The sequence below is a fragment of the Crocinitomix catalasitica ATCC 23190 genome, assembly GCF_000621625.1.
Classification (GTDB): Bacteria; Bacteroidota; Bacteroidia; order Flavobacteriales_D; family Crocinitomicaceae; genus Crocinitomix; species Crocinitomix catalasitica.
The window spans coordinates 198922-210204 of record NZ_KK211318.1 but is presented as its reverse complement, the minus strand read 5'-3'; the positions used below and the strand labels follow the sequence as shown (position 1 = coordinate 210204).

The 11283-nt window shown below is 33.9% G+C and carries 11 protein-coding genes; 6 read left to right on the top strand and 5 right to left on the bottom strand.

The window, feature by feature from the left end:
- The 3 genes from T367_RS23260 to T367_RS0119430 all read right to left on the bottom strand — a co-directional run.
- Positions 1-2183 (bottom strand): hypothetical protein (locus T367_RS23260; RefSeq protein WP_035846383.1); only part of this gene is annotated, 2183 nt, incomplete at its 3' end.
- Between the two features lie 7 nt (positions 2184-2190).
- On the bottom strand, positions 2191-2574 hold the full coding sequence (locus tag T367_RS0119435; RefSeq protein WP_027421320.1) for a hypothetical protein: 384 nt from the start codon (positions 2572-2574) through the stop codon (positions 2191-2193).
- 274 nt (positions 2575-2848) lie between these two features.
- A complete protein-coding gene (locus T367_RS0119430) occupies positions 2849-3625 on the bottom strand; it encodes a murein L,D-transpeptidase catalytic domain family protein (RefSeq protein ID WP_051568688.1) in 777 nt (258 codons plus the stop codon).
- A 94-nt stretch (positions 3626-3719) separates the two neighbouring features.
- Here T367_RS0119430 and T367_RS0119425 point away from each other — a divergent pair, with 94 nt between their 5' ends.
- From T367_RS0119425 to T367_RS0119400, 6 genes are all read left to right on the top strand, one after another.
- Positions 3720-5318 (top strand): peptide chain release factor 3, encoded by a 1599-nt coding sequence (locus tag T367_RS0119425; RefSeq protein WP_027421318.1) that lies wholly within the window; start codon positions 3720-3722, stop codon positions 5316-5318.
- Between the two features lie 3 nt (positions 5319-5321).
- The gene (locus T367_RS0119420; RefSeq protein WP_027421317.1) at positions 5322-5918 is read left to right on the top strand and encodes an ACP phosphodiesterase; all 597 of its coding nucleotides are present in this window, start codon (positions 5322-5324) and stop codon (positions 5916-5918) included.
- 61 nt (positions 5919-5979) lie between these two features.
- On the top strand, positions 5980-7416 hold the full coding sequence (locus T367_RS23255; RefSeq protein WP_035846374.1) for an MltF family protein: 1437 nt from the start codon (positions 5980-5982) through the stop codon (positions 7414-7416).
- Positions 7417-7528: 112 nt separating this feature from the next.
- Positions 7529-8101, top strand: coding sequence for a 30S ribosomal protein S16 (locus tag T367_RS0119410; RefSeq protein WP_027421316.1), 573 nt, complete (start codon positions 7529-7531; stop codon positions 8099-8101).
- Between the two features lie 25 nt (positions 8102-8126).
- A complete protein-coding gene (gene rimM / locus T367_RS0119405; RefSeq protein WP_027421315.1) occupies positions 8127-8678 on the top strand; it encodes a ribosome maturation factor RimM in 552 nt (183 codons plus the stop codon).
- 12 nt (positions 8679-8690) lie between these two features.
- Positions 8691-9401 (top strand): tRNA1(Val) (adenine(37)-N6)-methyltransferase, encoded by a 711-nt coding sequence (locus T367_RS0119400; RefSeq protein ID WP_027421314.1) that lies wholly within the window; start codon positions 8691-8693, stop codon positions 9399-9401.
- A 26-nt stretch (positions 9402-9427) separates the two neighbouring features.
- On the opposite strand, the gene T367_RS23250 is transcribed toward T367_RS0119400, so the two are convergent.
- Both T367_RS23250 and T367_RS23245 read right to left on the bottom strand, forming a co-directional pair.
- Positions 9428-10234 (bottom strand): XRE family transcriptional regulator, encoded by an 807-nt coding sequence (locus T367_RS23250; RefSeq protein ID WP_035846366.1) that lies wholly within the window; start codon positions 10232-10234, stop codon positions 9428-9430.
- Positions 10235-10319: 85 nt separating this feature from the next.
- Positions 10320-11270, bottom strand: coding sequence for an ABC transporter ATP-binding protein (locus tag T367_RS23245; protein WP_051568687.1), 951 nt, complete (start codon positions 11268-11270; stop codon positions 10320-10322).
- Positions 11271-11283: the final 13 nt, after the last annotated feature.

Genomic DNA, 11283 nt, shown 5'->3' with positions numbered 1-11283 from the left:
CCTGTTCCAATTGCAGGATCATTACCAGCCAATGTAGCTGTTCCTGGATCTTCACATACCGTTTGATCCTCACCAGCATCTGCTGTAGTAGGTTCTGCATCCACATTAATTGTGATTTCATCTACAGAACTTTCAGGACAAACAAGTGTTGAAATAGCCCATTGAAAAGTATTTACACCGACAGTCAAATCAGATATTTCTGAATCAAAATCTGTTGGTGAATCGATTGTTGCACCACCAGCAAGAACAGTCCAAAGACCAGTTCCTTCAACAGGCTCATTACCATCTAAAGTAGTAGTTCCCGGATCAATACAAAGTGTTTGGTCTGCCCCAGCATCTGCTACAGTCGGTCCTAGAACATAAGACGCAACTGTTATTTGAACTGTATCAGTACAACCATCATAAGCTTCATAAATCCCATAATAATCTCCAACACCAACAGCTTCCGTTACTGGTGCAAAAGCATCATCGAAATAATCATAACCTTCGTATGGAAAATCTGCAAATTCAATATTTGAACAATAAACTGCCACCGTTGTATCTGGAGGAAAACTACATCCTGAAATATTAACAGTTGTTTGAGTCGTTCCAATAATTGGACAACCATCCACATCAAAAACACCAGGATTACTACCATTATTAAAAACTGTTCCAGAAGATGGTCCAGTAGCATAAATAAATGCCCTATTGTCTACAATATTATCACAGAATAAGTTGATACAATCATCAACAATAACAGCAAGGAAAGTAAAAATTGTACTATCTGCACCAGTTGGATCGTTTAACACCGTTCCACCATCTGCATCATCCGCACCAGTTCCAATTCGAACTTTAATCGTTCGGTTAGCGGCATCATAATCCGCTTGATCATCACCAGCAGCATCTGTTTTAATTCCTAAATTCGGACCGTAAGTAATTTCAATTGAATTTGGAACATAATTTGCGTTCATTTCAATTGTATCGGTAACAAATGCATTGATTGCAGGATCAGATCCTATATTAATCCCTTTAACTGTATACTTTAATGTATCCCCAGGAAAAGCATCACCTCCATTTAAATCTTCAACAGTTACTGACGCTCTAACATCTGGTTCGTAAACATCAATTGCCAGTGTTATTACTTGGCTAAGTACTGTTTCACCACCAGTAGTCAAACGAATTTCTGCAGAAGTTGCAGAATTTCCAATAAAATCAAAGGCACTATTGTCTGGTGAAAAAATATCCGCATCAATACTTATATTATTTAAAATAAGTGGAGATTGAGAAGTACTAACTACATCTCGTTTTGTTATACTAAAATTGAAAATATCATCTATCGGGTTGGTTGTATTGAATATGTTTTGGTAGCCTGAACCTCCATCAAACAATAATTCATCCCCAACAAAACCTCTATCTCCATCATAGCCAAATACACCTACATCAAAAGTTACAGCTCCAGTAGGCGGTGTAATAAAACCATCAATACTTATATCAACATCTGTTAACCCTTCAACATTTACAACTCCATCATAAACCGTCAAATTTCGTCTTACTTCTAGATCATTTCTGTATACAATAACAATATTCCATCCACCCCAGTTATTTGTACCACTTATTCGCGCATACATATCTGCAACCGTATAAATAGCTTGCAATGGGTTTGACTGAACTAAGTCCGTAATATCAGCTCTACAGTGATAAGAGTCATACCCTTCTGTGTTATCAATTAAAGTATCTGAAGTTATGGTAGTATAAGCACCACCATCAACACCAATTTTTATTTGATTTCTATTCGCATACCTCGCATCAGCAGTTCTCACTTTTGCACCCCAATAAATTTCAGCAAATAATATTTCACTACAAGGTGCCAAATGAATACTATCAGAACTAGAACTAAACGTCAACGGGTCACTATCGATATCGATATAATCTACGCCATGATCATTGTTTTGACTAATGTCAGTAAATGTTGGAGGCGCTTGAGTATCTAAAACACCTAAGCCACATGCTAACTTACCTGCAACTGATCCACTTCCACCAATACTGGAATTACATTCAAGAATAGTATTGGTAATAAAATCGATATTTCCTCTTTGCGTAGTTTCAAAACGCTGATTAAACGACACCACTGTTTGTGAAAAGCCTGTTAAACCAATTGAAAGAGATATTAATAATAAGTATATGTTTCTCATAATTTCTTTCATTAAATATTTAAAATCTAATTACTTCTTGATAAAAATAATCTTCCGAAGAAACAGAAATTTTAATGCTAGAATTTTTAAATTTATCCATCGATAAAACCTTAAAAATTTGACCATTTATCATTTCTACTTCTTCAGTCAATAACACCTCTCCTTGTTCGGTTGTTATTGTAAAAACAGCTTGCTCGAATGGAATATCGGCAATGCAAGTAAAAAATATTTTACCCTTCGTTTGATCTACTTTATAAGTAAACGCGTCTGCATGTTTTGGTTGATCTTGTGATTGAACGGGCCATTCAATAACATCATTAACACCTGCGTATAAACTCGGTGATACCAAAATCACCAACCCTAAAGCGGCAATCCAATTCTTAATCTGTTTTTTACGTATCATAATATTTAATTCAATTAACTAAATTTAATCGGAGCAAAGATTAACAATAAAATGTTAGTAAGCTCATCTCGATTGATGAAATAAACTATTTACTCGATAGAATTACTACGTAAAAATTAACGAAAGGTTAGCTTTAAATTATATGTACGAACATGTATTCAATCAAGCTACTATGAATCAAACAATTCAAGAAATAGAATTATAACCACTGTTAAGCGTTAGGAATTAATTAGATACAGAAGTTTAATATAAAGTTAATATGAGAAAACAGACGCTACTGGAGGTATCCATTTAAATAATCATTCGAATTGATTAATTTAGAATGCATTTGATATACTTCATCAGGGTAATAAGCAAAGACACATGTTCCACCTTTAATCCAATCAACAACCTGATCGAATTCTTTATGCGGCAAAGCAGGACAACCATATGAACGACCTAATTGCCCGCCATTATTTCTTAGAAATTGTTTAGTTGCATAATCCGCAGCATGAATTACCACTCCCCTATCTTTAGCCTTACTATTTGTATATTCTAAACCTTCTAATCTTAAAGCCAAATCGAACTTTCCACGATAAGTTTCGCCTGTGAGATAAAAACCAATGCTACTTTTTAACGAATTAGGTTTATTGGAAAAATTTTCAGCAAATAAGCCCCCAGTATTTTTCCCATGCGCTACTAAACTTTTATGGAGAATTTTATTCGAACATAGATCGACGATATAAAACCTTTCGACGTTTGAAGGTTTTGAGAAATCAATAATTGCAAAAGTGTCGGTTCTGGTTAATTTATTTTGAGCAGCCAAAACATAGTATCCTTTTAAACCGGTTTTGAAAGCATGAAAATCAAGTGCTGTATCCGCTAAAATATGATAAAGATTTTCTGCATAATTATCAAACACTATTTTCTGCTCTATTGAAGTAGAATCAACTTCATCAATCTTCAACGAAACTGAAGAATCTAACTTACCGATCTTCCCGTCCTGAAACGAAAACGATATGAATAATAAGAAGAAAAATGTGAGTAAAAAATACGGTTTTCTTAAAAACATAAGCGGCAAATATAGTAAAAAGCTTACTTTTGTGCCTTATAAAAGCAATTTTGACAATTATAAGTTAAAATTCTTATTCTTTACAGAGCAATACATGAAACACAATTCAGATATAGAGAAAAGGAGAACATTTGCCATTATATCGCATCCCGATGCGGGTAAAACGACCTTAACTGAAAAATTATTACTTTTTGGTGGAGCCATTCAAACAGCCGGAGCAGTTAAAAATAATAAGATAAAAAAGACGGCTACATCCGATTTCATGGAGATTGAAAAACAAAGAGGAATCTCTGTTGCGACATCTGTAATGGCGTTCGAATATTTGAACAAACAAATCAATATTCTTGATACACCCGGTCACAAAGATTTCGCGGAAGACACATATAGAACTTTAACTGCTGTTGATAGTGTTATTCTAATTATTGACTGTGCGAATGGTGTTGAGGCGCAAACGAAAAGACTGATGGAAGTTTGCCGAATGCGTAAGACGCCGGTAATCATATTCATAAATAAATTGGATAGAGAAGGTCGTGAATCGTTTGATTTATTAGATGAATTAGAAGAAATTCTTAAAATTAAAGTTTGTCCTTTATCGTGGCCAATTGGAATTGGAGCGACTTTTAAAGGCGTTTATAACATATACAGTAAAGAGCTTAACTTATTTGCAGCGAACAAAACTAAAATCTCCGAAGAAGTCATTCAAATTGAAGATGTCAATTCGAGTGATTTGGATGAACAAATAGGAAACAACGAAGCTGATTTACTAAGAGAAGAATTAGATCTTGTTAGTGGAGTTTATGATCATTTTAATCGTGAGGACTATCTTTCAGGTGAAGTAGCTCCTGTATTTTTTGGTAGTGCTATTAATAATTTTGGTGTCAAAGAATTGCTTGAAGCATTCCTCGATATTTCACCCTCACCATTAGGCCGTGAAACAGACATGGGTTTTATAGAGCCAAATGATAAAAAATTCAGCGGTTTCATTTTTAAAATACATGCCAATTTAGATCCTAAACACAGGGATAGAATCGCGTTTTTAAGAATAGTATCCGGAAAATTCGAAAGAAACACCTTTTATAATCACGTTCGTTTAGATAAAAAAATAAAATTCGCGAATCCAACCTCTTTTATGGCACAGGACAAGAGTGTAATTGACGAAGCCTTTCCTGGTGATGTGATTGGACTTTACGATACTGGTACTTTTAAAATTGGCGATTCATTAACAGAAGGATCCGAATTTTCATTCAAAGGAATTCCTAGTTTTTCTCCAGAAATTTTCATGGAGCTTGAGAATAAAGATCCGATGAAATCTAAACAATTAGAGAAAGGAATTCAACAATTAACTGACGAGGGTGTTGCACAATTATTCATTCAACAACCTGGTAATAGAAAAATTGTTGGAACAGTTGGTCAACTTCAATTTGACGTTATCGCTTATCGACTTGAGCATGAATATGGAGCAAAATGTGCTTTTACCCCTAAAAGGTATTTCAAAGCATGTTGGATGACAACGGATAACCAAAAAGAATTGGAGCAATTTATTAAAGCTAAATCAGTATATATTGCAAAGGATAAAGATGATAACTTTGTATTTTTAGCAGAGACACCTTTCCTTTTACAAATGGCACAAGCTGATTATCCAAATATTAAATTCCACTTTACATCCGATTTTAAGGTTGGTATAGAAAACTAGGATTTGAATTTTATTGGACATGCCTATATCGCTCGTAATCAACCTCAATTAATTGCGGGCAACTTTGCTGGTGATTCTTATAAAGGTAATCTAGATAAATTCACTTATTTACCGGACCATATTCAACAAGGCATTCATTTACATCGATTCATTGATAATTTTACTGATACTTCGGCAAGAATAAAGTCTGTTGGAAAGATATTTCAAAATGAAGGCGTCACCAAGGTTGCTTTCATTGCCAGCGATATCCTTCTCGATCATTATATCATCAAGAACTGGTCGGATTATTCGAACGAAACATATGCTGATTTCATACAAATTATTTACAAAGAGACCGACAAAAATCTTATTTATTTAGAGGAGGAGTTTTGTTTCTTGTATCGGAAATTAAAACAATATAAGTGGCTATACCAATACGATACTGAAGAAGGCATAGAAATGATTCTTTGGCAATTTTCCAGAAGATTAGGTTTCAAGAATGACTTATTAAAGTGTATGGAGATCTATAAAAGAGAAAAAGACACTATAGATCAGCATTTTAAAATTTTCATGGATGAGATTTTAATGAATTCTAAGCGTTATATTGACGATTTGATATAAATTTTCTTAGTTTTATTGACGAATCAATTTGTTTGATTCTCAAATCATAAAATGAGGTACTATGCATAAATTCCTTTTTCTACTTTTTTTTGCGTGCCTAACAATTCAATCCTGTAGTGAAATCAGGAAGAAAAGGGCGAAGGTTGAAACCGTGCCCAGCCGAGATTGGAACGAAATCAAAAAGGATTCTGTACTTGTAGTCCTCGCAGAAAATAGTCCGGTAAGTTATTTTATCTATCGTGGGCGAAACATGGGATACGAATACGAGTTATTACACGAATTCGCTAAAGATAAAGACATCCGATTACAAATTCGAATGGTGAATGATTTGGATGAAATGCTCAACTTATTAGACAATAAAGAAGGAGACATCATTGCGTGCAATTTAACCATAACAGAAGAAAGGCAAGCCTATCTCGCTTTCACTGAACCTCATCTAATCTCACATCAAGTATTAATTCAACGTAAGCCTGAGAATCATAAAGAGTTAAACAAAAAAGAACTTCAAGACACTTTGATTCAAAATATCGAAGAATTATCTGGAAAAAAAGTTCATGTTTGGAAAAACTCATCTTACTTCAGTCATTTAGAATTACTGAACAAACAACTAAACTTATCAATAAATATAGCCCCAACAGATGGTGACCTGATTACAGCTGAGCTCATTAGAATGGTAAGCATTGGATTAATTGATTATACCATTGCTGATGAGAATGTTGCGAAAATAGATTTAAATTATTATCCCAATTTAGACATCAGTTTAAAATTGAGCGATGACCAAGCACTGGGGTTCGCTACCCGAAAAGACTCACCTGAATTAATTAATGAGCTTAACGAATGGCTTTTAGCCAAGGAAAACCGGTCGACGATAGCAGAAGTTAAACGCAAGTATTTTACGAGAAAAAATCTAACTAGAAAAGCCAATTCGAATTATTCGTCTTTAAGTGGCAATATACTTTCTCCATATGATGAAATAATAAAAAGTGAAAGCGAAAAGATTGGTTGGGATTGGCGCTTAATATCTGCAGTCATTTATCAAGAGTCAAAATTTGAAACCTGGAAAACCTCTTGGGCTGGAGCTTTCGGAATTTTTCAATTTATGCCTGCTACCGCAATAAGTTATGGTATTGATACGAGTTCATCTACAGAAAGTCAGCTTAGAGCTGGTATCAGAAAACTAAATAAGAATTATAGGCAATGGCAGAAAGTAATTAGTGACAGTTTAGAATGCATAAAATTCACTTTAGCCACTTATAATGCAGGAAGAGGACATATTGATGACGGAAGACGGTTGGCAAGAAAACACAATTTGAAGGATAGTATTTGGGACGATAATGTTGCTATTATGGTAAAAAACCTCTCACATCCAAAATATTATGGCGACAAAATTGTAAGAGCTGGTTATTGCCGAGGAATTGAGACTTTTGAGTATGTGACCGAAATTATGCAGCGATATGAGGAATACAAATCGGCATTCCCTGATATATCTAAAAAATAATAATTCTTAAAACATTGTTAGTTAATAAAAATAACTAAATTTGCACTCCCAATTTTGGGAAATAAATCATTATTAACTAGAGTTTCGAACTCTAAATTATAATTACAAGAGAATGGCAACAAAAATTAGATTGCAAAGACACGGTAAAAAGAAAAGTGCTTTTTATCATTTAGTAGCTGCTGACGAAAAAGCAAAAAGAGACGGTAAGTTCATTGAGAAATTAGGAACTTATAATCCAAATACTAACCCTGCTACTATCGATATCGATTTTGAAAGAGCGTTATACTGGGTAAAAGTTGGTGCACAACCTACTGATACAGCTAAGGCATTATTATCTTACAAAGGTGTTTTATTAAAAAACCACTTAGATAAAGGTATTGCTAAAGGTGCTTTAACTGAAGCTGATGCTCAAAAGAAATTTGATGCATGGATGGCAGATAAAACTGGTAAAATTACTGGTAAATCAGATTCATTAGCAAAAGCAAAATTAGATGAAATGGCTAAAAAATTAGCTTCTGAGAAAGCTGTATCTGAAGCAAGAGCAACTGAAATTGCTGCTAAAAATGCACCAATCGTAGAAGAAGTTGAAGAAGTTGTTGCTGAAGAGGCTCCTGCTGCTGAAACTGCAACTGAAGAAGCTCCTGCTGCTGAAGCTGCTGAAGATGTAAAGAAAGAAGAAGAGTAAATACAACTTTATACGGCGTTGAAAAATGTTTAAAAAAGACGACTGCTTCCGATTGGGTAACATAGTTAAGTTGCACAGTTTTAAAGGAGAAGTTACCATTTTTTTAGACGTTGATGAACCCGAAGAATTTAGAAAATTGGAATCAGTTTTCGTCGATTTTGACGATAAACTGATTCCTTTTTTTATTGAAAAAATTACCCTAAGAAATAATGGGTTTGCCGTTGTTAAATTCGAAGATAACGACAACGAAAGACAAGTTAAAAAACTAGTCAAATGTGGACTTTATCTTCCTTTAGAAAGTTTACCAGAATTAGATGGTGATGAATTCTATTATCACGAAATTGAAGGATATAAAGCAATTGATAAAAACTTAGGCGAAATTGGTATCGTCTCAGGCATTTTAGATTATGCTTCCAACCCGCTAATTCAATTGGAGTATCAATCCCGAGAAATTCTTATCCCGAAGCAAGATCAATTCATTGAAAGGTTAGACAAAGAATCGAAAACGATCTATTTAAATTTACCAGAAGGATTATTAGATATTTATTTTAATGATCATACAAATGACGAAAATTAATTAGCACTGTTTATGGCTAATATTTTTCGATTCAAAACGTTTGCTGTTCAGCAAGATATAAACACACAAAAAGTAGGTACCGATTCGATGTTATTAGGTGCCTGGAGCAAAGGTAATTTTAAAAGAGTGCTTGATATTGGAACTGGAACAGGAATTTTAGCTTTAATGCTAGCGCAGCAGAATCCTACGGCAAATATAACAGCGATTGAACCTGATTTAGATTCATTAAACGAAGCTAAACAGAATTTTAAAGGTTCTATATACAGTTCCCGCTTATTGGCAATCCATGCAACACTGCAGAACTTTGCGAGTATGGATAAATATGATTTGATCATTTCCAACCCACCTTATTTTAACAATACTTTTCTAAGTCAAGACGACAATAAAAATAGAACGAGACAAAGTGCTTCTTTGGCCCCTTTCGAACTTTATGAATCTGCGTCAGAATTACTTTCTGAAAACGGTCAAGTGAATGTTATCATTCCTTTTGAAATGGAAGATACACACCTAATTTACGCTGCCGATTCGAATTTGCATCCACAACAAATTTTAAGAACTGTTAAACCAGGAGGAGGTTATAAAAGATCACTCATTCAATTTTCATTCGCTTCTAACAATTGTATTGAAACCGAAATGATAATAAAAAACAGCTCAAATCAATATTCGCCCGAATATGTTGCTTTAACAAAAGATTTTTACGAGAAGAATTTGACAAGCTATTGACCTGCAAATAGGTTCATTAAATAGACTTATTTGGTTTTAGGAATATAGACATTCTTTAGATGCTTTACATCCGTTTGTAAATCTAAGATAGCCTGTGTTAAATCACTCTCCTTAAAAGATGTGCTAGGCATGTCAGACGAAATATAATTTACGAATTTCCAGATTTCTACGATATCATTTGCATGCACCTCATAAGGTGAAAACAAAGGATTTGTTGAACATAATTGGAATGATTGGTTATCATCTAAACGCTTATATACATTCTTAAATACAATGCCATCATCAATAGTGACCACAATATGAGGGAATCCATCCTTCACCGAATTCCAATTCTCAACATATTCAGCAACAACATAACTACCATCTGAAACAGGCGGCATAGAATCACCTTTAATAGGGAATGTTCTGTATTTTCGATCTCTTTTTAAGAAAGGTAAATTAAACGTTGGCAGGACACTAATAAATTCAGGATCAGAAAATCCAGTTGTATATCCAGCTCTTGCTTTTTTAGAAACCAATTCGATATTATCATTATCGTCATTATCTACAGTAAGTGCAATCACACGTAAACTTTTGCCATCAACATCGACATCAATACCCTTGTCTATTTTAGACCATTCATTTTCTGAAATTTTACCTAAATTCCTTTTAATCAATTTATCTAAAGAGATATTAAAATACTCGCTAAATTTGATTAGATTTTCGAGATTCGGCTCCGCTACTCCATTTTCATAACCGCTATAAGATGACCTTGTCAATCCTAATTCACTTGCAATCTCCTCTTGAGACAATTGTCTCCTCTTTCGCAATAATTTTAAATTTTCACCGATCATTTCAATAAGAATTTGAATTTTAGAGTGTTTAAAAACACTTAAAATGATTAATAATTAGTCAAATATAAATAATTTAGACAATATTTTAATCATTTATTTCCAATCTTTTCACAAAAATTTCATTTATTATGGAAATATCAGTCGTTGAATAGAGTTTGATTTTCTGTTGACCTGACTTAAAGTGGTAAACACTGTACCATCCCAAGTTTTCTTGTCGAATAAAAGTGAGTGTTAATTTAATAGAGAATTGTTTATTTTTCTTTAATCGATAAGCTTCAGGGCGAAAGTAAATTTTCTTCTCCTCTATTTTCACTTTATTAATTTCGCCAAAAAACCTTGCTTGATGTAAATTTTCAGGTTGATTGTAAAAATTGTCAGGCGTATCTACTCGCTCAATTTTTCCTTTATTCAAGAGTACAACTTTATCCGCCCATTCCATTGCTTCTATCCCATTATGCGTTACCATAATTGCAGCAATATTGCTTCGTTTTAAATAAGCACGAATATGAGATGCGATTGTCGCTTTTGTAGGAAAATCTAATTGGTTAAATGGTTCATCCAATAGAACTAATTCAGGTTCGTCTGCTAAAGCTCTAGCAATAGCCAAACGTTGTTTTTGTCCACCTGATAGTTCGTTCGCACGAAAAGCTTTGTACTTCGTTAATTTGGTCAATCGCAATAATTTCAGCACACGGTGTTGCTTATAAGCCTCATCATACTGCAATAATCTGAGTGCAATATTCTCTTCCACCGTGTGGAAATCTGCTAAATTAAAATCCTGATGAATTAGTTTGATTCGATCGTGGCCTGGTAATAATTTCTCATCTGGACCGGGTACATTCTCTCCTTGAAATTTAACAAATCCTGATTTTTTGGGTATTAATCCTGCGATAGTTTTCAGTAAAGTTGATTTGCCATCTCCACTTGCCCCTAACACAACTATTATTTCCCCTGCATCAAGTTCGAAATTGCAATTATCTAAAACTTTATTTTGACCTAGAATTACGGATAAGTTTTCTATTGCTAAAATTGACATGTGTCAAAATTAT

What these genes read in the sequence shown, in the direction of transcription:
- T367_RS23245 (WP_051568687.1), bottom strand. Translation starts at nt 11,270, where the DNA reads ATGTCAATTTTAGCAATAGAAAACTTATCCGTAATTCTAGGTCAAAAT.
- T367_RS0119400 (WP_027421314.1), top strand. Translation starts at nt 8,691, where the DNA reads ATGGCTAATATTTTTCGATTCAAAACGTTTGCTGTTCAGCAAGATATA.
- T367_RS0119425 (WP_027421318.1), top strand. Translation starts at nt 3,720, where the DNA reads ATGAAACACAATTCAGATATAGAGAAAAGGAGAACATTTGCCATTATA.
- T367_RS0119410 (WP_027421316.1), top strand. Translation starts at nt 7,529, where the DNA reads ATGGCAACAAAAATTAGATTGCAAAGACACGGTAAAAAGAAAAGTGCT.
- T367_RS23255 (WP_035846374.1), top strand. Translation starts at nt 5,980, where the DNA reads ATGCATAAATTCCTTTTTCTACTTTTTTTTGCGTGCCTAACAATTCAA.
- rimM (WP_027421315.1), top strand. Translation starts at nt 8,127, where the DNA reads ATGTTTAAAAAAGACGACTGCTTCCGATTGGGTAACATAGTTAAGTTG.
- T367_RS23250 (WP_035846366.1), bottom strand. Translation starts at nt 10,234, where the DNA reads ATGATCGGTGAAAATTTAAAATTATTGCGAAAGAGGAGACAATTGTCT.
- T367_RS0119435 (WP_027421320.1), bottom strand. Translation starts at nt 2,574, where the DNA reads ATGATACGTAAAAAACAGATTAAGAATTGGATTGCCGCTTTAGGGTTG.
- T367_RS0119430 (WP_051568688.1), bottom strand. Translation starts at nt 3,625, where the DNA reads ATGTTTTTAAGAAAACCGTATTTTTTACTCACATTTTTCTTCTTATTA.